At 60.3% G+C, this 23,164-nt stretch carries 20 protein-coding genes and 1 pseudogene; 10 read left to right on the top strand and 11 right to left on the bottom strand.

Annotated features, from left to right (window positions below):
* Positions 1–75: 75 nt before the first annotated feature.
* A pseudogene (locus NLY42_RS32010) lies at positions 76–354 on the top strand (hypothetical protein); the annotation flags it as partial.
* A gap of 2 nt (positions 355–356) precedes the next feature.
* On the opposite strand, the gene NLY42_RS15610 reads toward NLY42_RS32010, so the two are convergent.
* Positions 357–545 carry a hypothetical protein gene (locus NLY42_RS15610; RefSeq protein WP_286497575.1) on the bottom strand — a complete coding sequence of 63 codons (189 nt, stop codon included), beginning with the start codon at positions 543–545 and terminating at the stop codon, positions 357–359.
* Positions 546–586: 41 nt separating this feature from the next.
* Between NLY42_RS15610 and NLY42_RS15605 the strand changes: the two genes are divergently transcribed.
* The 7 genes from NLY42_RS15605 to NLY42_RS15575 all read left to right on the top strand — a co-directional run bounded on the left by NLY42_RS15605 (position 587) and on the right by NLY42_RS15575 (position 9,795).
* The gene (locus NLY42_RS15605) at positions 587–4,615 is read left to right on the top strand and encodes a beta strand repeat-containing protein (protein WP_286497574.1); all 4,029 of its coding nucleotides are present in this window, start codon (positions 587–589) and stop codon (positions 4,613–4,615) included.
* Between the two features lie 67 nt (positions 4,616–4,682).
* Positions 4,683–5,054 (top strand): hypothetical protein, encoded by a 372-nt coding sequence (locus NLY42_RS15600; protein ID WP_023704351.1) that lies wholly within the window; start codon positions 4,683–4,685, stop codon positions 5,052–5,054.
* Between the two features lie 34 nt (positions 5,055–5,088).
* Positions 5,089–5,838, top strand: coding sequence for a lytic transglycosylase domain-containing protein (locus NLY42_RS15595; protein ID WP_023754500.1), 750 nt, complete (start codon positions 5,089–5,091; stop codon positions 5,836–5,838).
* Positions 5,839–5,936: 98 nt separating this feature from the next.
* Complete coding sequence (locus NLY42_RS15590; protein WP_023754501.1) at positions 5,937–7,136, top strand: ABC transporter substrate-binding protein; 1,200 nt, start codon at positions 5,937–5,939, stop codon at positions 7,134–7,136.
* Positions 7,137–7,149: 13 nt separating this feature from the next.
* A complete protein-coding gene (locus NLY42_RS15585) occupies positions 7,150–7,863 on the top strand; it encodes a thermonuclease family protein (RefSeq protein WP_245263536.1) in 714 nt (237 codons plus the stop codon).
* 165 nt (positions 7,864–8,028) lie between these two features.
* Positions 8,029–8,781, top strand: coding sequence for a GGDEF domain-containing protein (locus tag NLY42_RS15580; RefSeq protein WP_023754503.1), 753 nt, complete (start codon positions 8,029–8,031; stop codon positions 8,779–8,781).
* Positions 8,782–9,336: 555 nt separating this feature from the next.
* Positions 9,337–9,795, top strand: coding sequence for a hypothetical protein (locus tag NLY42_RS15575; RefSeq protein ID WP_348528061.1), 459 nt, complete (start codon positions 9,337–9,339; stop codon positions 9,793–9,795).
* A gap of 69 nt (positions 9,796–9,864) precedes the next feature.
* Here NLY42_RS15575 and NLY42_RS15570 read toward each other — a convergent pair whose 3' ends face one another.
* The 3 genes from NLY42_RS15570 to NLY42_RS15560 form a co-directional block, all read right to left on the bottom strand.
* The gene (locus NLY42_RS15570; protein ID WP_023670916.1) at positions 9,865–10,110 is read right to left on the bottom strand and encodes a hypothetical protein; all 246 of its coding nucleotides are present in this window, start codon (positions 10,108–10,110) and stop codon (positions 9,865–9,867) included.
* A 98-nt stretch (positions 10,111–10,208) separates the two neighbouring features.
* Positions 10,209–10,436 carry a hypothetical protein gene (locus NLY42_RS15565; protein ID WP_245263537.1) on the bottom strand — a complete coding sequence of 76 codons (228 nt, stop codon included), beginning with the start codon at positions 10,434–10,436 and terminating at the stop codon, positions 10,209–10,211.
* Positions 10,429–10,851: a hypothetical protein gene (locus NLY42_RS15560; RefSeq protein WP_245263538.1), complete on the bottom strand. Its 423-nt coding sequence runs from the start codon at positions 10,849–10,851 to the stop codon at positions 10,429–10,431. Before NLY42_RS15560 ends, NLY42_RS15565 begins: the two co-directional genes overlap by 8 nt.
* 53 nt (positions 10,852–10,904) lie before the next feature.
* Here NLY42_RS15560 and NLY42_RS15555 point away from each other — a divergent pair, with 53 nt between their 5' ends.
* The gene (locus NLY42_RS15555; RefSeq protein WP_023753040.1) at positions 10,905–11,417 is read left to right on the top strand and encodes a response regulator; all 513 of its coding nucleotides are present in this window, start codon (positions 10,905–10,907) and stop codon (positions 11,415–11,417) included.
* Positions 11,418–12,493: 1,076 nt separating this feature from the next.
* Here NLY42_RS15555 and NLY42_RS31800 read toward each other — a convergent pair.
* The gene (locus NLY42_RS31800; protein WP_353623137.1) at positions 12,494–12,673 is read right to left on the bottom strand and encodes a hypothetical protein; all 180 of its coding nucleotides are present in this window, start codon (positions 12,671–12,673) and stop codon (positions 12,494–12,496) included.
* Positions 12,674–13,493: 820 nt separating this feature from the next.
* Between NLY42_RS31800 and NLY42_RS15550 the strand changes: the two genes are divergently transcribed.
* Positions 13,494–14,924, top strand: coding sequence for a coiled-coil domain-containing protein (locus NLY42_RS15550; protein WP_023729560.1), 1,431 nt, complete (start codon positions 13,494–13,496; stop codon positions 14,922–14,924).
* 291 nt (positions 14,925–15,215) lie between these two features.
* On the opposite strand, the gene NLY42_RS15545 is transcribed toward NLY42_RS15550, so the two are convergent.
* The 6 genes from NLY42_RS15545 to NLY42_RS15520 form a co-directional block, all read right to left on the bottom strand.
* Positions 15,216–16,511: an HlyD family type I secretion periplasmic adaptor subunit gene (locus NLY42_RS15545; protein WP_348528062.1), complete on the bottom strand. Its 1,296-nt coding sequence runs from the start codon at positions 16,509–16,511 to the stop codon at positions 15,216–15,218.
* Between the two features lie 71 nt (positions 16,512–16,582).
* A complete protein-coding gene (locus NLY42_RS15540; protein WP_023754508.1) occupies positions 16,583–18,295 on the bottom strand; it encodes a type I secretion system permease/ATPase in 1,713 nt (570 codons plus the stop codon).
* A gap of 334 nt (positions 18,296–18,629) precedes the next feature.
* Positions 18,630–19,544: a class I SAM-dependent methyltransferase gene (locus NLY42_RS15535; protein ID WP_245261791.1), complete on the bottom strand. Its 915-nt coding sequence runs from the start codon at positions 19,542–19,544 to the stop codon at positions 18,630–18,632.
* Between the two features lie 71 nt (positions 19,545–19,615).
* Positions 19,616–20,875 (bottom strand): polysaccharide biosynthesis/export family protein, encoded by a 1,260-nt coding sequence (locus tag NLY42_RS15530; RefSeq protein ID WP_023754510.1) that lies wholly within the window; start codon positions 20,873–20,875, stop codon positions 19,616–19,618.
* Positions 20,862–22,139 carry a hypothetical protein gene (locus NLY42_RS15525; RefSeq protein ID WP_023697136.1) on the bottom strand — a complete coding sequence of 426 codons (1,278 nt, stop codon included), beginning with the start codon at positions 22,137–22,139 and terminating at the stop codon, positions 20,862–20,864. Before NLY42_RS15525 ends, NLY42_RS15530 begins: the two co-directional genes overlap by 14 nt.
* Complete coding sequence (locus tag NLY42_RS15520; RefSeq protein WP_023754511.1) at positions 22,136–23,140, bottom strand: SDR family NAD(P)-dependent oxidoreductase; 1,005 nt, start codon at positions 23,138–23,140, stop codon at positions 22,136–22,138. The genes NLY42_RS15525 and NLY42_RS15520 overlap by 4 nt, the downstream gene beginning before the upstream one ends.
* Positions 23,141–23,164: the final 24 nt, after the last annotated feature.

The following is a 23,164-nucleotide window of genomic DNA, read 5'->3' as shown; positions in this document are numbered from 1 at the left end:
GCTTCACCTACCAGGCCACCGACGCCAACGGCAACACGATCACCAACACCATCAACCATCGACGTCACCGACGACGTGCCGACGGCAGTCTCGAACAGCAACAATGCTGCCGAGGGCGCCATCGTGACCGGCAACGTGCTGACCAACGACGTGGCCGGCGCCGACGGCTTTGCCGCCGGTGGCGGGGTTGTCGGCGTAGCCGCCGGCAGCAACACCGCAGTGCCGGTGAGCGGCGGGCTTGGCGGGGCGGGCATTCCCGGCACCTATGGCACGCTGACGCTGAACGCCAACGGCACCTACAGCTATGACGGCCTGCCCAACGTGGTCCCGGTCGGCGGCGCGACGGACACCTTCGTCTACACCATCATGGATGGCGACGGCGACCTGTCGACGACGACGCTCACCATCAACCTGTCCGACAGCGGCCTGGCCGCTTCCAACGACGACCTGACGGTCAACGAGGCGGCGCTGCCGATCGGCAGCAACCCGTCGAGCACCGCCGAGACCATCGCCGGCACTGTCGTCGACAATGTGTCGGGCGGCACCGGTCCCTACACCTACCGCACTGCTGAGCAGCGCCACCGGCGTGCACGGCACGCTGACCTTCAATGCCAACGGCACCTACAGCTACACGCTGACCTCGCCGGTCGACGGCGTCGACGCCAACAACGGCACCAACACCGTCAACAACGTCGAGAGCTTCACCTACCAGGCCACCGACGCCAACGGCAACACGATCACCAACACCATCACCATCGACGTCACCGACGACGTGCCGACGGCAGTCTCGAACAGCAACAATGCTGCCGAGGGCGCCATCGTGACCGGCAACGTGCTGACCAACGACGTGGCCGGCGCCGACGGCTTTGCCGCCGGTGGCGGGGTTGTCGGCGTAGCCGCCGGCAGCAACACCGCAGTGCCGGTGAGCGGCGGGCTTGGCGGGGCGGGCATTCCCGGCACCTATGGCACGCTGACGCTGAACGCCAACGGCACCTACAGCTATGACGGCCTGCCCAACGTGGTCCCGGTCGGCGGCGCGACGGACACCTTCGTCTACACCATCATGGATGGCGACGGCGACCTGTCGACGACGACGCTCACCATCAACCTGTCCGACAGCGGCCTGGCCGCTTCCAACGACGACCTGACGGTCAACGAGGCGGCGCTGCCGATCGGCAGCAACCCGTCGAGCACCGCCGAGACCATCGCCGGCACTGTCGTCGACAATGTGTCGGGCGGCACCGGTCCCTACACCTACGCACTGCTGAGCAGCGCCACCGGCGTGCACGGCACGCTGACCTTCAATGCCAACGGCACCTACAGCTACACGCTGACCTCGCCGGTCGACGGCGTCGACGCCAACAACGGCACCAACACCGTCAACAACGTCGAGAGCTTCACCTACCAGGCCACCGACGCCAACGGCAACACGATCACCAACACCATCACCATCGACGTCACCGACGACGTGCCGACGGCAGTCTCGAACAGCAACAATGCTGCCGAGGGCGCCATCGTGACCGGCAACGTGCTGACCAACGACGTGGCCGGCGCCGACGGCTTTGCCGCCGGTAGCGGGGTTGTCGGCGTAGCCGCCGGCAGCAACACCGCAGTGCCGGTGAGCGGCGGGCTTGGCGGGGCGGGCATTCCCGGCACCTATGGCACGCTGACGCTGAACGCCAACGGCACCTACAGCTATGACGGCCTGCCCAACGTGGTCCCGGTCGGCGGCGCGACGGACACCTTCGTCTACACCATCATGGATGGCGACGGCGACCTGTCGACGACGACGCTCACCATCAACCTGTCCGACAGCGGCCTGGCCGCTTCCAACGACGACCTGACGGTCAACGAGGCGGCGCTGCCGATCGGCAGCAACCCGTCGAGCACCGCCGAGACCATCGCCGGCACTGTCGTCGACAATGTGTCGGGCGGCACCGGTCCCTACACCTACGCACTGCTGAGCAGCGCCACCGGCGTGCACGGCACGCTGACCTTCAATGCCAACGGCACCTACAGCTACACGCTGACCTCGCCGGTCGACGGCGTCGACGCCAACAACGGCACCAACACCGTCAACAACGTCGAGAGCTTCACCTACCAGGCCACCGACGCCAACGGCAACACGATCACCAACACCATCACCATCGACGTCACCGACGACGTGCCGACGGCCACGAACGACACCTGGGCTCCGACCATCACAGGTGCAACGGTTCTCGCTGGTCTCTTGGACAACGACAAATTCGGAGCCGATGGCGTCGACACCGACAACAATCCGGTCAGCGGCCAGGTGACCGCCACCAACGGTGCTCACGGCACCGTCACCTACAACAACGATGGAACGTTCACCTACACGCCGACGGGCATCTATATCGGCTCGGACTCTTTCACATACACGATCAAGGACGGTGACGGCGACACTTCGACGGCCACGGTGACCCTGAATGTGCAGACCAACACCGTTCCATCGGGTGGCGGGACAGCGTCGTTGACATTGAACGAAGCCGCGCTCGACACCACGCTCGATGCCTCGGCGCCCGCGGATCTCCAAGCTGGGGCCGTGACCGGCACCAATCCGAGCAGTCGCGGCGAGACGGCGCAAGCAATCAGCGGCATCACCTTCACCACGACCGGCGAAGCCATTAATGTTGCATTCGCCAACCCGACCGGCGATCCAAACTGGGTGGCGCCGACTGTTTCTGGCCTAGCCTCTGGATACACAATCAGCTGGGCGCTCGTCGGCAACCAACTCGTCGGCAGTCTGATACAAACGGCCGGCAGCGTGAACCTCGGCGCATTCGTCTATCTGGCGCTGTCAAACACAAGCGCCGGCGCCAACAGTTCGTTGACACCCGTCGTTACCGCGACACTGACCGACCAGCTCCAGCATCTTGCCGGCTCGGGCAACGTCACCATCAACGGGCTTCAGGTGGTGGCAACCGACACCAGCGGTGATCATGTTTCCGGATCGGTCAATCTGACGGTCCTGGACGACGTTCCGCTGCCATTCAAGCCGGATGGCATCTTCGTGGAAAACACCACGCATACGGTGCTGACGGAGAGCATCAATTTCGCGGCGAGCGCCGGTGCTGACGGCGTTGGCAATGTCGTGTTCAACGTGACCGAAGGCGCGGCCGTCACATCAGGCAGCACAAACATATTCCTGAATGGCGAGCAGGTCTTCTTCCACGTCGTCGATACGCATACTGTGGAGGGACGGACCTCGGCCGCGAACGGCAGCGACCTCGCTTTCACGGCGACCCTGAACCCGGCGACAGATACTTGGACATACACCCAGGCCGCGACGATGTTTGCCGGCAACCAGTTCAATACGGCGAACTTCTCGCCAAGCGGTGGCAACAACCAAGCGATTGTCCTGGACTCCATCGGCTCAACCAGCGACCTGCTTGCAACCGCCAACAGCCCCAATTCCGTGAACACCAGCACGGGCAGTTGGGGCGTCGATGGCGGAAACAGCATCAGCCCTGGTGAGAAGATCCGCTTCGATTTCGTCAGCAATGCAACCACCGACGGCACCATCGCCGGAACCCCCGCGGGCATCGGGGCGGGAACCCACTATACGGATCACTACGAGGTGGCTAGCTATACACAGGGGATTGGCAATGTCTCGGGACCGGGCCTGGTTTCGATAACGATCCGCCCGGTCAACGCCGACTATGATAACACCTACATAGGTGATGTTACCGGCGAAAGCACGGCCCTCGGCGCCTTGGTCACTGTCGTCAACGGCTCCGGCGGAGCTACTCCGACCGCAACGAACAATGGGGACGGAACGTGGACGATCACCGGTCTCGCGCAAGGCGACACCTTTACCGTGGTTGCAAATTCAGACCCGTTCAGCGCAATCGAAATTTCGGCCAATGTTGGCTCGAATGACTTCAAGCTAGGCCCGGTCACCTACACGACCGCCAACGCCGTCACACCGTTCGACATCTCGATCCCGGTCACGGCAACCGACGGTGACGGCGACCCAATTGCCGGGTCAGTGACGGCACACCTTTCGCCCGATCTCAGCACCTGGCAAGGAACTTCGGGCGTGGACACTCACACCACGACCGCGACAGAAACCACGCTGCTCGGCGAGGACGGTAACGACACCCTCAATGGACTCAATCTCCAGGCTGATATCCTCTCCGGCGGACGCGGCGATGATACCTTGTCGGGCAACTCCGGTAACGACACGCTTTACGGCGGCTCGGGAGCGGACATACTGTTCGGCGGCGACGGCAACGACCTGCTGATCGGCGGTTCCGGTCAGGACACGCTCACCGGTGGTATAGGCGTCGATACGTTCAAGCTCGAGCACCTCGACATCAAAGATCTTATCGCTGACTACAGCGGAGTCGGCGGCCATGGCGACATCATCGACCTTACCTCCTTGTTCGATACAGCCGCCGGAGGGGCCAATGTCGGCGACTTCGTGAACTACAATGCGGGAACGAACACTCTCAGCGTCGACGCCGACGGTTTGGCCAACGGCGCCAATTTCGTGGACGTGGCCACCTTGACGAACGCACCCGTCGCCAACACGATCACCCTGCTCTACGATGACGGAGTGACGCAGCATACGACAACGGCAAACGTGGTCTAGGAGCATGGTGCGGGGCCACGCGACTATGCTATGTATTAGAGATTAGGAATACAGAGGGGATCTCATCATGAAACGTTCCGTAAGACTGTTGGTTTCCGCTGCGACGCTGTTTCTGGCAGTCGGATCGACGGGCTATGCCGCCGACATCATCGACGGGCCGGTGGCCGACTATTGCCGGACCGTCGGCACATCGAACCTGGTGTTGAACGACAACATCGTCGATCTCAAGGTCCAGGTGGTCAAGCTGATGGACGAGTCGGTGGCCGTCGCCAACAGCTCGGAATGGATCAATTCGTCCCGCCCCGCCTTCGTCTGGGCGTCGGAAGCCAAGGTCGCCTGCGGCATGGCCTATGGCTACCTCAAGACGAACTACAAGGACGAGGACACGCTCAACAAGTGCGAGTGCTTCCACGACCGCATGGTCGAGTACATGAACTGACCGAAAGGGATCAAGTCGCGCCGACAGGCTGACGATGATCGCCCGTGGAAGATTGTCGAGAGCGATTGCCGGAGCGATCGCACTGGCCGTTTTTGCCCCTGAAGCCCGTGCCAACTGGCTGGAACGACCTGCCCTCGAGCAGCAAGCTCCGTCCGGCTTGACGCGGCCGGTTCGCTGCGATGTCGCTCCGGAATGGACGCGCGAGACATTCAAGGCGTTCGCGACGTGCCAGGCATCGCTCTACGGCCTGGAGCCGGTGCTGGCGCACGCGGTGATGGAGATCGAAAGCGGATTCGATCCCGATGTGCACGGCGCCGATGGTGAAGTCGGGTTGATGCAAGTGATGCCGGCGACGGCGCGAATGCTTGGCTTTCGCGGTTCGCTCGACGAACTCGCGGTCCCTGCGACCAACATCGCGCTCGGCGTCAGATATCTGGCGCAGGCAAACAGCCTTGCCGAAGGCGATCTTTGCACGACCGTCATGAAATATCGCGCCGGGCACGGTGAAACCCGGTTCTCCGAACTTTCGGTCCGCTACTGCCGGCATGCGCGCGCAATCCTGGCGAGAGAAGGTTTTGCGGTGGCCGGCCCGCTACCGGTGGCGACGTTCGGATTCTCCGCATTCCCGACAGCAGGAGACGATGGTGCCCCTGCCCCGGCGAGGCGGATTTGTGTGCGCCGACTGTTCGTGCCGGGCCCGCGATACATGAAATGCACGGACTATCGAAGCGCCGGGCAAGCCAGAATGATCAAGGCGCTCCGGGCAAGACTTTTCGACGGCTGAGCCATAATCCAGCAATTGCAAAGACGGCGAGGCAAGTCTGCCGTAAGATGAACGGATGAGACCGGGACAAATACCCGGCGGGATATGAGGGAGGCATCATGGATTCTGGCCGGCAGCGACACGGTTCGTGGACGTGGGCGATCGTCTTTGCGTTCGCGGGCATAGTGTCGGGCTGCCAGTCGAAGGGCAGCGTCTCGGACGCGCTCGACCCGGCGGCGATCGCCGCACCTGGAGCGCCGGTCACCGGCGCCGTTGCCGGTCCCGCCCAGGCGACGCAATCGCTCGGCACCGGGTCGACGAAGGTCACGATGCTGCTGCCTTTGTCGGCCCCGGGCAACGCCGGCGAAAACGGCCGGAAGATGCTCGATGCGACCAAGCTGGCGATGGCCGACCTTGGCAGCGCACTGCTCACGGTTACGGTCGAGGACACCAAGGGCGACAGCGCGCACGCCAGCGAATTGGCTGTGAAGGCGATCACCACTGGAACTAAGATCGTTATCGGCCCGGTCGAACTCGCGGCCGCGCAGCACATAGCCAAGCTCTCGGGATCGAAGCGGCCGCCGGTGCTGGCGCTGGCCGACAATTTCGCTGGCGGCCCAGGCGTCTATGCGGTGCGCCTCAACGAGGCCGACAGCGCGGCCGCGGGCGCAGCCGGCCTGGCGGTCAAAGGCAGCAAGAAGTTCGTGTTGCTCGTTGCGGCGGGCGCGAATGCCAGCGTGGTTGAAAAGCGGGTCGCCAACAGTCTCAGCATCTATGGCGCGACGCTCGCCGTCACCATTCCGTATCCGGCCGGCGACGGCGGCACCAAAGTGGTCGATGATGTGGGCTCGCTGGTCGAGGCTCCCGACGCCATCATCATCGCCAGCGGCGACGACAATCCGGCGCAGATCCTTGCGGCGCTCAAAACGAAAGGCATTCCTGGAAAAGCAATTGCCGTCGTTGGAACCAACCGCTGGCTGGAACATCCGATGGAGCCGCTGTTTGAAGGCTCCTATATCGCCACGCTCGACCCAACCGAAACCGGCCCGATCGCCGACCGCTTCAAGACGACCTACAATTATCCAGCCGACGCCAATGTCGCCTACGCCTATGATATGGTCGCCCTGACAGCAGGAATTGCAAGTTCGGCCGGGCCTGACGGCTTCAGCAAGCAGGTGCTCGAAAATCGGAGCGGATTTCGCGGATCGACCGGCCTGTTCCGGTTTCGGGCGGATGGCTCCAGTGAGCGATCCATGCCCTTCTACCAGGTTCGAAAAGGTGCACTCAAGCTGGTCGCCAAATCGACATCGGGGTATTGAGGGGCAAGGAACCTTGCTTGAGTTGATGGGCTGGCTGAGGCACAATCGCTTGATATTGCTCGGAAGCCTGCTGCTCCTGTCCGGGGTCTTGTTGATCATCCGGGCCGCCGATCTGCTTCCCATCGATCGGCCGATACCAGCGCCGCGTCAATCCATCGACGATAGCCAGCCAATGCGACCAGTTGCGACCGTCGCCAATACGCCATGGCGAGGACGGGCACGCAAGATTGCTCAGGACCTTATCGCGCCGCCACAGCTTGATCCGGCGCAAATCGAACGGGTCGAGCCGCGCCTGCCGCTCAGCGACCTTGGTCTGGCTTCGCCTGCAGGGATGCGGATGCCAAAGGATTGGAAAGAGGTCCTGCTGTACCAACCGGTTGCCACCTCGTCGGCAACCTTCGAATCCGTAGGGCGCAAGGTAGCCATCAGCGGGATCGAAGGCATTGACCTGGATGAGACCTGTTCGTTTCGTGGCATCGCCTGGCCTTGCGGCCAGCGTGCGCGCGCGACGTTCAATTCCTGGCTGCGCGGCCGGGCGCTGAAATGCGTCGTGCCGCCGGAAATCGATCGTTTTGCCATTGCGGCACCGTGCAGCTTGGGCAAGCAGGATGTCGGCGCCTGGCTTGTTTCCAATGGCTGGGCGACGGCCCTGGCGAGTGGCATCTACGGCAAGGCGGAGGCAGTGGCCAGAGACGCGCAGATGGGGATATTCGGTCCGCCGCAATAGCCGATAATTCGGTGTCGTTGCTTTTGCCGCCGTAGCCTTGCTTTTGAAGGGCTGATTTCGGGCCGATGGTAGGTGATTGCGCCATTACTAAAATTGTATGTTTCCTCGAAACTGAAAGTGCAGCACCTTGGCCTTATGACAGCCGATCAGGCGGGAGATTGGCTAATGATGACACCAATGGCGAATAGCTCGCCCCGGCAATGGAAAGATATCGCATGGCTGACTGCCCTGGGATCGGCGGGAATTCTGCTCCTCTCGGTTGGCCTAAATTATCTGCTTCTGTTCTCGGAAGCCTTGACGCCCTTCGGCCGCAGCATGGTCACTGCGATCCTGTTGCCGGTCATCGTCGGTGGCCCACTTTTCCTGTTCATTGGACTGCAGCGGACCGAGCTCGTCCGTTATCGAAGAGAACTCAACAAGTCGGCGACCTTTGACAGCCTGACAGGCTGCCTCAACCGGACAGTCTTCACGTCGATGGTTGAAAGGAGAGCAACCAGGCCGGAATCGTCTGGTCCAAGATCTGGCGCCTTCCTGGTCATTCATCCCGAACACATCAGGTCCATCAATCTGCGCTTCGGCCTTGGCTGGGGTGACGAAGCCTTGCGGCTCATAGCCTCGACCATCCAGTCATCGGTACGCAAGGAAGATCTGGTGGGCCGGATCGGAACCTCCATGTTCGGGGTCTTTCTGCCCGGTGCGACAGAAGACGACGCCAGGGAGATCGGCGAGCGTATCCGGGCGCGCGTGGCCCAAGCCTATTTCGCGCCAAAAGGAACCGCGGACACGCTGACCATCAGCGTCGGCGGCGTGGTGTTTGAAAACGAGTTGGAATTCGAGGACATGTTCCGATCGGCGGAATCGCTGTTATCCGGCGTGGAGCACCAGCCTGGACTTCAACTGTCGCACCTCCACAACTAGCTGAGACGACTCGTTGCCGGAGGAACACCGCCGCAAATATGTCTTGCCGCACGGCTGCGACAGCGATCATCTTGCCCTTGTTGCCAAACCGGACGATTGACCCATGGGGCGGTTTCAACCCGTGGGAGGTCTGGCTCCTGACGGTGCTGATGGCATCGGCCGCGCATCGCTGGCAGTATTGCCGGACCGATCAAGTTCTGGTTGCCGCTGGTTGCAGCAACCTTGATCGCCTTGATGGCCGGCTATGGGACCATGCTCCTGCCGCCGAACTCCTGACAGGCCGAGACACCCGCCGCGCGAGTAGCATCAGGTTCGGCGCTCAGGGTACGAGCGACAAAGCTTGAGGCACACAGATAGCAGCTGGATCCCCACGGCTCTCTCTTCATCGGTGGGGATCACAAGCGCGTCGACGTCGGAACCAGCAAGGCTGATGACCTTGTCGCCTCGTCCATTCAGCTGTGGTCGATATTAACCGCAAGCCAGCCGGCCACAGCCCCGGCCCTCTCTCACAGTTCGAAGGCGCTTTCGATTTCGCCGTTGATTTGGTCGGCAGGGATGCCAGGCTTCTCGGCCGCTGTCGTCAATTGGTCTGCTAAGTCGCTGGCGGCGATCGGATCGCCCCGCGTCACAATCGCGGCGCGGAGGGGTTTTATTAGCTCCCCCTCTCTTGACGCCGGCGCCGGCTGCTCCAAAGTCTTGGGCATCGCTCGGGGAAGTATCAAAGTTGGCGACGAGGTCGCAGTCACGGCGATTGTGCGCGGCCGGGTGACGCCCGATCGCATGAGCGTGACGATCCCCTCCTACGACTTCCCGCATTCTGTTGTCGATTCGACTTGGAAGACTGTGATTGGCCAGCATATGGAATTGATCGGCCCTGTCACACGCATCGACGGGGACAAGGTAACCGTCAGCCTCCGGCCATTGGTGACTGTCGAGGCCGAGCACGTGCGCCTTGTCGAAAGACATGTGGCACTTCCACGCGGGCGAAAAAAGTCGCTGGTTGACAAGGCTTAAACTTCGTTGCCGACCCCAGGAACAGCCCACTGAAACTTTCTCCTTCACATCGGCTCTGGTCGCCTCCCGCTAGCTGCCGGCGCGTTGCGATATCGGCACAGTAGACGGGTTGGCATTTTCCGAACTTTCCGCCATGTCGTCGCGATGACGTTGGCGAAGGCGCTTCAGCAGATCGCGTGAGGCTTGAATCGCCCTGCGCGATTGATCCATGTTCTGGCGAAACGTGGCGCGTTCCTCCATGGACTTCTGCCACTTCAGCAAGGTGGCCGTAGTCGCAGTAGCGGCTTGAGCGATTTCTATGGGCGTTGCAACCATCGCATTCTCCCTAAAAAGGCAATGGTAAACGCAATCTTTATAGGCCCAACGAAACCCTTCTCCAATTAAAAACGACCATACGGCATACGGCAAAATGGCTATTCGTCGGGGCGCTCGACGGCAGCTTCGTCGACCTCGGCCTCCATCTCGTCGTTGACGGTCTTGGTCTTGCCAAAACCGTCCATCGCCACACCGTCAAAGCCCTGCAGCCACGCGTCGGCATGTTCCTGCCAGTAAGCTGGCACCTCACGCTCCTTGCCATCCTTGCGCGCTTGGGCGCCGTACATCCAGGCGTAGGTGGCGCGTTCCTGATCTTTCTTAGGCATGGCCATTTGCATCATCCTCCCGGAAATCCAGCAGCCTTGCGTGCCGCAGCTTCTCTTCGCCTTTGAGGGTCTCGACCCAGCCAACCAGTCCGGGCTTCAGCCACTCGGCCTTTTCCTTTTTATGTCCCTTCGGGACCGGGCCGCCAACCTTGCCCTGGACACGATCCCAAAGCGCTTGCCGCTCATCGGCATTGAAGTTGACGAGTGCGCCGCCTTTGTAGAGGCCCTTTTCAGCCATGATCACCTGGGTAGCTTTGCCGCGCTCGCGCTGTGCACCGATGATTTGCATTTCCTTTTCCTCAAAGCACTTGATCTTGCGCCAAGCGCTCGTTTGCCGCTGCGATATGGACTGCCCTTGAGCTTCGAGACCATGCCTTCTAGCCCGTCTCGTCGACCAGGTGGCAAACGGCGTCACCAGTGCGGCATCGCTCCGCTGAATTGAATGCGCCCGCCGGCAGGGATCATTTCGTGCAGGATCTCGCCGCGATCTTCGGTCGGCATCCCGCGCAGGTCATGATGCGTGGAACCCTGCCGGTTGCTGACCGTTCTCCGTCAATGGAAGCCCCGAACCAACAGAGCCAAACGATCCTCGTGGTTGACGGCGACGTCATCGCCCGATGCGTCATCGCGGACTATCTCCGCCACTGTGGCTACAGGGTGATTGAGGCCCATTTCGCACGTGAGGCGCAACAAGCGTTGAACTATGCGGAGTTCGGTGTGGACACCGTCTTGTGTGACGTTGACCTGCCGGGCAACATGAACGGGTTCCAACTGTCGAAGTGGGTTCGCGAGAACAAGCCCGAGGTCAAAATAGTGCTTTCTGCCGCAGTAGAACGAACTGCGATCGCGGCGGGCGACCTTTGTCAGGAAGGCCCGCACCTTGCGAAGCCGTATGAGCCGGCCAACGTAGTGGACCATATCAGGCGACTGCAGCGTGTTTGGAGCTTACGATCCAGGAACCCTGGTGCAAAGCGCAATTGATCTCTGTCCAGACGCCGAGAGGCTCGTCTGCATACCAATGGTGATTTAGCCCTGCGAACTGGACGCCGCTCAAAGGAAGAACGGCGTATAAGCCGCAGTCCTGCGTGCGGCCGCAACAGTGGACGGTTGTCCCGCGCAGGACGGAGGAAATTCGCCCTCCTGCCGCGGGCGGTGAACGGGATACCGTAGGAGCGTCAGCATAGCGCCGGCCACAGGACGGGACGCGGCACCGACTGTCCCCGTCCGGTAGTCCGCATGTTTTGGTCGAAGCCGACCGGCTGAGATCGTGCGCATTTTGGTTCTCGACGGTACGGCCGCTGATCGGCGATGATGCGAGGACCGAGTTGCCCGGAAGAAATCGATCTGGTCTTGCACCTTTTTTGCTTCCTCATTCGCGGGGCAGCTTGTGATTTTCCAGCCTGACAGACCCTCCCCTGTCTATAAGAAATTTCCCGACGCATGAGCGCACGTCCAACACAGTGCGGACTCCAATGCTCACCGGCAGCGCGAGAATGGTAACCACCTATCTTGAGGGGAGCGCCACGTGCGTAATCAACGATGCAGGCGCTGCCAACCTCGGCATCCCCGGGAATAGCAGGCTTACAAATGAATATATCGTTGATCAACGCTATCGCCGCAGCCGCCGGGAGATGGACAGACCGCGTTCCAGCTAGGGGGATCGATGTTCCAGGCTAAAGGCATTGGCATGCCCGAATTAGAAAAAAGACCTGAATCCCGTAAAGCAGCAACAAAATGCCGAAAGCTATCCAGAAGCCCGGTCGCGTAAGCAATGCCAGATCATTTCTTAGCTGCTCCATTCACATCAACTAACATGGCCAAGCGTCGTTCCCGTCCGCTGGGGACAAATTTCAACTAAGCTGATCGGCTTCGTCGCATAATGGCCGCGCCACTGCGGATCGAGACACCTCAGCGCCCCGCATGAGCACGCGCAACTCGATCGGAGGCGCAAGGAGAAAGTTCGGAACGGTTCCAAGAACCCCAAGCAAATTGAGCGCCGCAGCGGACGATAAGGTTCACGCATATCCCGGCGAACATCCGCACAGCAATGGTCAATATCAACGGCAGAAGGGCGTCCGAAAAGAAACGCATCTCTGCGTCACCGCCTCATCGAGAGTCACCGCAGCGGCATCCTGAATACAGGTCGGCGATCCGAAGAGCATGCATTGCGCAAGATTTTCCAGATGAACTGATGCCGAGACCGGCCCAAGCGTCCACGCTAGCCTCCAGCCGGTCATTGCATGAGACTTCGACAGGCTGTTCACAATTATCGTCCGCTCTCTCATTCCGGGAATGCTATTGAGAGGAACTCGCCGTCGAACACTGTGCTGCGGTAAAACTCATCGCTGATGATCCATAGATTGTGCCGCTCGGCAAATGTGGCAATGATCCTCCTTGCCGAACACATATCCGCCGGGATTGTTTGGGGAATTCAGCAAGATCGCCCGCGTTCGATCTCCTACCGCTGAACGGAGAATATCCTCGGATGCCTTCCGCCGCGCATTTTGCAGCGATAGTTTGACGGGTCGGACCACTGCTCCATCGGCGCGTATTGCCGCTTCGTATGTAGATACCAAGGCTCAAGGCAAAGCACCTCGTCGCCAGCTCCGGCAACGGAAGCTTAGTGTGATTGGGCGGCCAGGCGGCCGGTCCCCAATTCGTTCGAATGATGCGCTTGCCTCCCCAAGGTCGCATGGTGAGTCAGCCGGCAAACCAAAACACTCAACCGCCGGTTAGGCCCGGCCGCCTGATGCGCCCCACAAGAGGCTGTGCCGGGCCGTTCGTCGGGGCTTCTGCACCTGAGCGTTAATGTGCCCAGGCAACACACCATTGACGCCAAGACGATGGCAAGAAGGGGAGTCGCGCAGTCCTCAAGCATAAGTCAGCAGGCACCTAGACCGATGTAGGGCCTTCCAATCGCAGCTCTCGGCTCCTCGTGACGCCGGCGCCCTGGCATCGTTTGATTGAACGAAGACGCTGAGTTGAGCTCTCGATACAAAAGCATCTCAGTCCTCGTGCCTCAATGGTTCCGGGCATGCGGCTGCAGGGGATGAAGTCATGAAGTTCAGGGATTTGATCAGACGCGCCGAGGACAATGTGGAGAGGTCGTTCGACGATCTCGAAGCTGACTTGGCTAACGCTGTCGACCAGTGCCTCGATTTGGAGGATGTCGCCGACGTGCCAAACATGGCAGGCGACAACAACGAACAGGATGACAGCGTACGGAGTGAGGGCGGTGCCGGCGACGACGATGATAGCTCGCCGATACCAGCGCATCGGCTGACCTCACACACGCAGAGCCGAATTGCTGCCGTGAGCTCGTTCAACGGCTTGTTCCACGATGCCAAGCTCCATTTCGAGGAGATCAACGCAAAAATCTCCGAAATTACAGGCACATGTCAACTGACGTTCGAGTTTTTTCACATCCTTCACGCGGACATTCTCCGTGCGAACGAACTGGAGCTGGCGAATCAAAATCTGATCGCAGATCAAAGGAACTTGTCGGAAACACTCAATGACCTGAACAGACGGTACTGTGAGCGTCAAGGCACCATCGAGACATTGCAGCAGCGCCAGGCAAGCCTTGTTCAGGAGTGTGAAGTGCTCCGTGGCGCGTTGGCCGCGGCAAGGCTGGAGCTGGTCGAAGCGGCGAACACCACCACAAAGAACGAAGCGGAATTTGGCGACCTCACGAACATGCTTGCCGCCGCAAATGTCGAGGCCGACAGGCGCTCCCGAGAGAACAAACAGCTGCGTGAAAAGAATGTGAGCCTGTCTATTGACCTGGAAAAGGCCATGAAGCGGGAGGAAGAGGCACGGCATAGGCTGGATGCCTTCTCGACGATCCATGCCAACGAAGCTGCGCGAAATTCCGAAATGCTGAGTGCGCTCGGCAAGAGCGAAAAAGAGGCAATCAAATTGCACACCTCACTCGAGGTTGCGCAGGCGAAGCTATGGGAGGTGACCGAAGCAGCCAGGATTATGCAGGCGGACATGGATGGCGAGCTTAAACGCTGCCAGGCTGAGAACCGAGGATTGCGCTCAGAAATTCAAAGTCTCCAATCGCGCTTCGAACTCGCCTCAATCGCAAACACCGAGGCCGCGGCCGAGATCGCCAGGCTCCAGCTACAATGGAGCGACGCCCTGGCGGAAAAACAGGTGACCGACGAAAGGTTGGCCGCACTCACCGAGGAGGCCGAAACCAACAAGGTGAACCTTTCCAAGATCGCCGCAGATTTTGCACAGCTGTCCATGCAGCAGGCGTCCGATCAGATTGAACTCGATGTGAGACGGCAGGAATGCGAGGACTTGCGGGTCGAAATTGCCTCGGTCAATGCTCGGGTCAGGGAATTGCTGCCCTACAAGAGGTCGCACGGAAGCGCGAACGCCTTGCCGCATACATCTGACGTGGCAAATGTAGCGGTGACTGCAGACCGAACGGTGCATGCCGCACGCCGTGGCCGCCGCAGGGCCCTCGCCGCGTTGTAGGAGCAAAGAACCTCTCCTCGTGAGGCAATTGCCCATGTCGATGATCGTGGAACGGTATGCGCTGTTTGTTGCGCAAAAGATGACAGGACACTAACGCTGTTGTCGGGCAGGACTTGGTGAGGCGGCCAGGAAAATCCTGTTGGGGCATCCTTGTAGCCGGGACAATGTCCCGGACGAGCCTCGCGCGTCGGCCGCAGGCGTCACCCCTGTCCGCATCACGTCGCCTACCAGCCAGTATGTCAGCAAGCACGCCTGCAGTGTGCCCGCGGTCGACCGCTCACAGCCGCCATGTCATTGCCGGAAAGCCCTCGACATCTGGTCGGTAAGCGGCTTCAGCAGATAAGACCAGACGCTGTGTTCGTCCGTACTTATGTGAACCTCCGCTGGCATACCGGGTTTGAGCACTTTGGCATCGGTCAGACAGGTGGACTTGTCTTCGACATTGATGCGCGCCGAGAAATAAGAAAGCTGGCGCTGTTGATCTTTTATCAGGTCCGCCGAGATGCGCTTGACAGACCCTTGGCAGGCAGGCGTGGTGCCGGCGTCGAAAGCCGGAAACCGGATCGAGACCCGCTGACCTGGACGAACGTCATCTATGCGCGACGGCGCAATCAGCGCGTCGACCACAAGGTTGCCGGTGTCAGGTACGATCATCATCAGAACTTCGCCCGCGGCAATCACGCCGCCGATCGTGTGAATGGAAGATTCCTGTACCGTTCCCGATTGCGGAGCGCGGATGGTGGTTTTGGCCAGTTCGTCCTGTGCCACAACCTTGCGCTCGCTGAGTTCGGTTTGCTTGGCTTCCGTTTCACGAAGTTCGCTCGTTACGTCACTACGCCTTTGTTCATCGAGCTGAAGAATCTGCAATTCGGTCTCGCTGATCCGGGCCTGCGCCTCGGCAACTGCCGCCGCGAGGCGCCCTGATTCTCCGTGCGCCCGGGTGGCATCCAGTCTGATGTTGCTAAGTCGCTCTTTGGACACCAGTTTCTTTGTAAAAAGCGCCTGTACATCGACAAGATCGCCATCCAGCAGGACCACGGATTGTTCTTCCGCGGTCTGTTGCGCCTTGAGGCCCTCAACTTGGCGTTCGAGTTGCTTTGAGCGGCTTTGCAACTGTGCCTTCTGCCCGTTGAGGGCCGTAGCGCGGCTGTCGAACAGCGTGCGCTCGCCGTTCACCAGCGCAGCCAGCTCCGGCTCGCCCATTCGCGCTTGAAGGCTGAACGGAAGCTGCATCTCCGACAGGCCTTGCCGCTCTGCCTCCAGCCGCACAAGCCGAACCGTTGCCCGATCAAGATCCTTGCTAATTATCTGCAGATTGGCCCGTGTCAGTGTGTCGTCCAACCGTGCCATCACATCGCCGGCCCGTACATGGTCCCCATCTTGCGCGAAGATGCCCCCTATCGTGCCGCCCGTCAGATGCTGGACCTTCTTTATGTTGCTCTCGACCACCACGGTCGCAGGCGCAATTACCGCGCCAGCAATCTTGGTCAGACCGAGCCAGAGCCCGCCGCCGGCAATTAACGTAACCGTGACCGCCGCCCCCAGGATCAGGTTGGCCCTGATTCCATCGCGCGTGCCCGAAATCATCGCGTTGCGCCGGCTCCCATTGCCGATCGGGGCCGATGGAGCCATCGTCGCCTCAGACAAAAAAATATTCCTCATGCGTGACCGCTCACCCCTTTGTGCATCGCGACGGCCGCAGCCGGGCGTTCAACAGGCGCAGCAAAGGGGCGGATGACGTTGGCCAGGACCTCCTCGCGTGAGCCGAAGGCGTGAAGCATCCCATTGGACATTACGAGTACCCTGTCGATGTTGGTAAGGGCAGAAGGACGGTGCGCAACTACGATGACGATGCCTCCACGTTTGCGCACTGCCAGGATCGCGCCGGCCAAGGCGGTATCGCCATCGACGTCCAGATTTGAATTCGGCTCGTCCAGAACGACGAGAAACGGATCGCCGTAAAGTGCCCTGGCAAGCCCTACGAGTTGCCGCTGTCCAGCCGACAAGGCTGTTCCTCCCTCGCCCATGCGTGTTTGAAAACCGTTCGGCAATCGCAGGATCATTTTGTCGACGCCCGCTGCCTTGGCAGCTGCAAGCACGCCCTTGGCGTCGCCCTTCCCGCCAAATCGCGAAATGTTATCGGCAACCGTTCCATCAAACAGTTCGACGTCCTGGGGCAGGTAGCCAATATGTGCGCCAAGGTGTTCTTGGTCCCATTGGTCAAGCGAGGCGTCGTCCAGCCTCACCGTGCCGCGACGTGGCTGCCAGACGCCCACCAGCGCGCGCACAAGCGTGCTTTTGCCAGAGCCGCTCGGGCCGACAACGGCCATTCCCGTCCCTGCAGCCAGGCGGAAGTTGACATTGGCTACCGTCGGTTTTTGCTGGCCCGGTGGCGCTATGGTCAGGTCCTCGACCGCAAGCTCCGCTTGGGGGCGCGGAAGTTCCATATGTTCGTCCCGGTCAGGAAAAGCGGCCAGCGCCGTTGCCAGTTGCGAATAGCTTTGCCGGAACGCGGCGAAGCCTCGCCAGTTCGCGATAGCGGCGTCAACAGGAGCCAATGAGCGGCCCAGCAAGATGGAGGATGCGATGATCACACCTGGCGAGGCTTCGCCTCCTATCACCAGGTAGGCACCCAGTCCAAGAACGCAGGACTGCAAGGCCAAACGCAGTGCCCTAGAGAGTGCCCCGGTGGCGCCGACGACGTCGGAAAGCCTCTCTTGGTGCCGCAGATATGCGTTATTGATCTCGCCCCAGCGGTGGGCAAGCCGTGCGGAAAGGCCCATCGCGCGTACGACTTCCGCGTTGCGGCGTCCGGATTCGGCGAGATTGCGTTGCGACACCAGCGTCTCGGACGCGCGTGTCACCGATGTGCGGCCAAGAACTTCCGCCATGACCGTGAGCAGCACGACAATGATCGCACCGCTTGTGGACAACAGACCGAGCGCAGGATGCAGGAAATAGATGATCAGCAGGTAAAATGGAATCCACGGAGCGTCGAATATAACAGTCGGCCCCATTCCGGAAAGGAAGCCGCGTAACTGATCGAGATCACGGAGGGGCTGTATCCGGTTCGCATCCTGCCCGCCAATGAGCGGCAAGGACAGCGAGAGGCCGAACACCCTCTGCTTCAAATTCCTATGGACACGATTGCCCACTCGAACCAGCAGGCGCAGGCGCACGAAATCCAGCAGCCCGTAGACCGCGTAAAGACCCAGCATTCCGATCGTGAACCCGACAAGCGTCGGAACGCTCTGCGAAGGTAAAACGCGATCGTAAATTTGCAGCATATAGACCGAGCCGGTCAGGGCGAGAAGGTTTATGACTGCCGAGAAGACGCCGACGCCTACCAGGCCAGGCACGGTCCCAAGCATTGCGCCTCGCAGATCCGACGAACTCCTTCCACCAGGGTTCATAGGTTTCGACCTCCCGTGAGAGATCGTTGCGCAAGCTCACTGGCCCCACTGGGCACCGACAATCTCTTGCTGTTCAGGAGCGTATCCCCTTGGCTTTCTAATATTACGCCCCACTAACATGCTTGGACTTTAGTCAAAATGTAGCAAAATCGTGGCGCTGCCCTCAGAAACCCGGAACCCACATGTTAAATCGGGGGAAAACTGCCGTTCCATGGTATTTGGGCGGGGCTTCATGCCGGGCGAAGCGGCCCAAGAAAACCGCCCCCTGCTTTTTTCGGGGCACTTTCGCGCTTTAGCGCTTCCTCGCAACAACTACGAAGTGTTGCGCCATCTGGCCAGGAACGCAAAGCGTTCTGCAGGCCTTCTCGACAGGCTGCATCATCATTTCACAGAACCCTGGCAACAGATTTCCCGGCCGAGGCAGGTAACCGTACGGTATCGTCTGCTCGACGGTGAATCCCGAGGCAGCCAGGAGGGCCTTGAACCTCGCTGCGCTCAGCGTGTTGCGAATTGTGCGTCCAGACGCTCGATTGAGCAGCCGGCACGCTAGGCCGACGGGCGACGTCGCATTCATGTGAACGTTGCACACAAGCCGCCCGCCATCTTTCAGGTGCTCATTGATCGCCTTCAGTGCATGCCATTTCAGTTCATCCTCTGCGTTCAGGAAAAAACGAAATGCCGTTACCACATCGAACGTCATACCGAGCTGCTCCCTTGTCAGGTCGACGTGACGCAAACTCACATTGGGCGGTACTTGCGCGCTGTCGAGCATCGTTCTGGAAACGTCGGCGCCAACCACCTCGCTGAAGAGGCCGGCGGCTACCTCGGCGATGCGGCCTGTTCCGCATGCGAAATCGAGGCAGTTTCGGCTAGCTCCGCTCAAGGGGCGAAGAACGTCGAGGATCAGCGGCTTTTCGATGTTCTCCCAAAGCGCGCCATAATAGCCGGACCTGTGTGTTTTGTTGTAATGTTGGCCGTAGCCGGGCGCGCAATGGCTGGTCCTGTAGCCGTCCGACACGAAGCCGCCCTGCGCATTGCTCTCCTTGCTAGACGTAAATTCCTGCCAATTTCCGGACTCACCGGCGCGCGACCTGGACCGCACAATTCGCGCTGACGGCATATGGAAAGCATAACTTGACGACTGCGTCACCTGATCCGCGTTCGTTGAGGGTGTCAGGGTCGCTCCCTGGTTGAAAATGCGCCTCACCTTGGATCTCCGTTCAGTTGGGTTCGCCCCCCGATAGAACAGTAAGCTCCGCACGGACTGCGGCTGACGCCCTATTGGACTGCCACACTTTGCAGTTCACTGCTGAATCTGGCTTCGAGAGTATCCCCCGGCAGCACAATCGCATCTTCGTCAACCAACAGCTTGCGCCATTCATTGCCGATCTTGCGCACGATGGTCACCTGGGCCCGTACCGTTTCGCCGGCAATCGGCAATGGCTGTGTGGATGCTCCGGTCGGCTGCAGCTTCTCGCTGGCGGCATGGAGCCTGGCGGTGACATCCGCCAGCCGGGCGTTGGTGTCCTTCAGATCCGTCAGCAAGCCAATCCTTCTTTGATTGTCGTTGCGTTCGTGCTGTCTGACAAAGTCCTCCTGCTGGCGTCGCGCCCTCATCAGCTCGACCGAGGTTTGAAGCGCGCCGCTTGAAGACAGAAGCAACGCGCGCCTGACATCCGCGAGCCGGGTGTTGGTCAGATTGCCTGCATCGAATGCCTTCGTCACTCGCGCCAAATCTTGCTCATCCGCCTTCACGCTCTCGCCCTCGACTTGCTCGCGTTTCTGCAAAACGTCAATTTGCTCGGCAGCGTCCGTCCGGCCCTTCTCCAGAAAATCCTGTTCCTGCCGGAAATCACTCAGCGCAACCTTCAGCGCCTCTGCTTCAGCCTGTGCCATCGCGGCTACAACGCTCGGCGAAAGAGGTGATCCCTGTGGTGTCTTCTTGTCGAAATCCGCCTGGCCCTGAAGCTCGGCGCGAATGCGGGCGGCGTGAAGGTATTCTTTCGTGTAATCTCCCCAGAGCATTTCGTAATCGCGCTTGAGATCAACCGGATCAGGCCCGGCCTGGCCTGCCCGTGATCGCAAAAGACTGAAGCCGCCGGAAACGGCCAGCGCCTGCCGTACAGTCATGAGCGGACGGTAGGCCTGTTGTCCTGGGGTGAGCACATCGCCCGTTACATAGATCGGGCGATAGTCCGCTATGATTGCTGTGACATCGTCGGGCTCGACAGTAACTGTCTGCTCCCGCCCGTCAGTCAGACGCACGTGAAAAATCTTGCTTGGCAAGAGCTCTTGCATTCGCCTTTGCAATTGAGACGCCGTCAGGCCTGCGACCATGATCATCCCCGCCTCCGGAAGGGCGATATTGCCATCCATCTGGACTACGGCGCGCTGCGTCCGATCAGGGATCGGCGCTATTCCTATCTCGACCGTATCGCCAGGTGAGAGTTGATAGGGCTCGACCTCGCCTGCGCAAGCCATCGAGGTTAGCGACATCATCACGACTGCGCCAAGAACGTATCGTCTACTGAAGGTCATTTGCGACAATCTCCTTCCGGTCGAACACCGGCTTCAAAGGCCATTCAACACGAGTAACGAAATCGTATACCGGGCCACCGGGCACGCCCCAGTTGCTGGACCAGACCACCTGGGTGCCGTCTGGAGACGGAGAGGCATGCGTCTCGCTCCAGTAGTCGAAGGGCGCGTTGTGCGTGTCTGCGACACGGCGGACCTCTCCACTGCCGTCTAGACACAGCGCAATGACTTGCTGAGCGTAAGGCGCCCAATCCGGGTGCTGCGATAGTTCGGCTGGCGCGCCGCCATAACTCAGAAACACCCAGCCGGGCCTGCCGAGCGACCTGAGTGACGCATGCATGGCCTCGCCATATTTCATCAGCGAGGTAGCCTTGCCATCAGCCAAGCGGCGCTTGATCACCTGATATTTGTCAGGATCCGATTTGCTGATCCCGACATAGATTTCGCTTCCGTCGGAATCGACCGTCATGTCGCCATGGCCTGGTCGATGGTGCTCCATCCACTTCTGGCGCAATATGCCGTCTATGGAGAAGACGAAACTCGCTTCGATTCCGTCCGGTAATTGCTGGGAACACAATATGTTGATTCCGAGTGGTGAGATCGAGCAGGAGCCGGTTGTTCCCGGGAATTCGGCAAGATCGATATCGGGGAATTTCTGCCGTAGCTTTAGATCGTAGCCAAAGACCACCGCTCTGCCGTCATTGTTCGTCGCACGCACCGCAATCCGGCTGCCGTCGCGGCTCGGATTGCCTTTGTTGGGTCCAAATTTGAGGTTGGAGTACGCTGCGGAGGCAAACACGACGTCCTCATGATCGGTACGTGGCGCCCATGTCGCAATCTGCCGGCCCCCGACGCAGATCATCAACTCGGGATCAGTGGGATGCCATTCGCATTCGGTAGCGCGGTTGCGGTGGAACAAAGGCAAGTAGGTTTGTCCGTCGAGAAAGCACAGGCCACCGCAACCATTGGCGATCAGGAGCAGGCTCTGGTCGGCATTCCAAGCCTGTGCGCTTGAGTAACGGTGGGTGCAGTACTTCTTCCCGCATACACCTGCCCGGCCGAGAACGCCCGGTCTGGTGATCCGTGCGAAAACCATGCCAGACCAAGGATCCCTTGTTTCGTGCACATAGCCCGGCAGGTTGTCCACAACCGCTGTGGCCGCCGCCTCCGCTGCCTTGCTTTGACGGCCGCCGGCAACGTAGATGTTGGGAGATATGGCACCGGCAGCCAGCAACAGCGCCAACGCATGACGGCCGCCCAGGGTCATGTCATGTAACCCACTTCGCGCCGTACCCGGCCTTCACTAAGGCGCTCGCGCCACCACGTGATTGTTCGCTCCAGCCCATCGCGCAGGCTGGTCTGTGTCCGCCATCCAGTCTCACGTTCAAAGCGCGAGGAATCGGCGAGCAAGGCGCGAACTTCGGAATTTTGCGGCCTCAGGCGGCTTTCATCACGACGGACCGGCTTTTTGCAATCGGTCAGCTCAAGAACAATGGCCAATACGTCCGAGACGGTCGCAGCGCGTTGGCTGCCAGCGTTGTAGGCGTGGCCGAACTCGAGCTGGGCGAGACCTGCGGTCAGGAACGCTGTCGCGGTGTCTTCGACATAGGTCAGGTCGCGGATCGGGCTGGTATCCCCTACCATGATTGCAGGACATTTCGGGTCGAGGACCTGCCGGATAATGGTCGGCACGATGGCGCGTTCACTCTGGCGCGGGCCGTACGTGTTGAAGGGTCGCAAGATCACCACAGGGACATCGAACGACCTGGCGTAAGACTCCGCCATCATGTCGGCGCCGATTTTGGATGCCGAATATGGTGACTGTCCCTGCAGGGGGTGTGTTTCGCCGATCGGCATGGTTTGGGCAGTTCCGTAGACCTCGCTCGTGGAGGTATGGATCACCCGCTCCGTCTCCCATAGGCGCGCCGCTTCGAGGACGTTCACCGTGCCTAGGATGTTGGTTTCCACATAGGACTGGGCAGCGGCGTAGGAATATGGAATCGCAATAAGCGCCGCCAGATGAAAAACCGCGACTTGGCCGCGCATGATCCGGTTAAGGAACGCACTGTCGCGGACGTCACCACGGACGAGCCTCAACTGGCTGCGGATGGTGTCCGGCAGATCGTCTAGCCATCCATGGCTGTCGAAGGAATTGTAAAGGGCAAGGGCTGTGACATCTGCCCCGTTGCGAACAAGCGCCTCCGTGACATGCGAACCGATGAATCCGTCCGCGCCGGTCACCAGGACTTTCTTTCCATTGTAGCTCATCACTGCGCATTCCCTTGGCTGTTT

It is taken from the genome of Mesorhizobium sp. C372A, from assembly GCF_030323245.1.
Classification (GTDB): domain Bacteria; phylum Pseudomonadota; class Alphaproteobacteria; order Rhizobiales; family Rhizobiaceae; genus Mesorhizobium.
The sequence above is the reverse complement of the archived record's forward strand: the minus strand, read 5'-3'. Positions and strand labels throughout refer to the sequence as shown.

Coding starts and splice junctions, on each gene's coding strand:
- NLY42_RS15600 (WP_023704351.1), top strand. CDS start 4,683: ATGAAACGTTCCGTAAGACTGTTGGTTTCCGCTGCGACGCTGTTTCTG.
- NLY42_RS15595 (WP_023754500.1), top strand. CDS start 5,089: ATGATCGCCCGTGGAAGATTGTCGAGAGCGATTGCCGGAGCGATCGCA.
- NLY42_RS15590 (WP_023754501.1), top strand. CDS start 5,937: ATGGATTCTGGCCGGCAGCGACACGGTTCGTGGACGTGGGCGATCGTC.
- NLY42_RS15580 (WP_023754503.1), top strand. CDS start 8,029: ATGATGACACCAATGGCGAATAGCTCGCCCCGGCAATGGAAAGATATC.
- NLY42_RS15575 (WP_348528061.1), top strand. CDS start 9,337: ATGCCAGGCTTCTCGGCCGCTGTCGTCAATTGGTCTGCTAAGTCGCTG.
- NLY42_RS15570 (WP_023670916.1), bottom strand. CDS start 10,110: ATGGTTGCAACGCCCATAGAAATCGCTCAAGCCGCTACTGCGACTACG.
- NLY42_RS15565 (WP_245263537.1), bottom strand. CDS start 10,436: ATGCCTAAGAAAGATCAGGAACGCGCCACCTACGCCTGGATGTACGGC.
- NLY42_RS31800 (WP_353623137.1), bottom strand. CDS start 12,673: ATGACCGGCTGGAGGCTAGCGTGGACGCTTGGGCCGGTCTCGGCATCA.
- NLY42_RS15550 (WP_023729560.1), top strand. CDS start 13,494: ATGAAGTTCAGGGATTTGATCAGACGCGCCGAGGACAATGTGGAGAGG.
- NLY42_RS15545 (WP_348528062.1), bottom strand. CDS start 16,511: ATGATTTCGGGCACGCGCGATGGAATCAGGGCCAACCTGATCCTGGGG.
- NLY42_RS15540 (WP_023754508.1), bottom strand. CDS start 18,295: ATGCTTGGGACCGTGCCTGGCCTGGTAGGCGTCGGCGTCTTCTCGGCA.
- NLY42_RS15530 (WP_023754510.1), bottom strand. CDS start 20,875: ATGACCTTCAGTAGACGATACGTTCTTGGCGCAGTCGTGATGATGTCG.
- NLY42_RS15525 (WP_023697136.1), bottom strand. CDS start 22,139: ATGACCCTGGGCGGCCGTCATGCGTTGGCGCTGTTGCTGGCTGCCGGT.
- NLY42_RS15520 (WP_023754511.1), bottom strand. CDS start 23,140: ATGAGCTACAATGGAAAGAAAGTCCTGGTGACCGGCGCGGACGGATTC.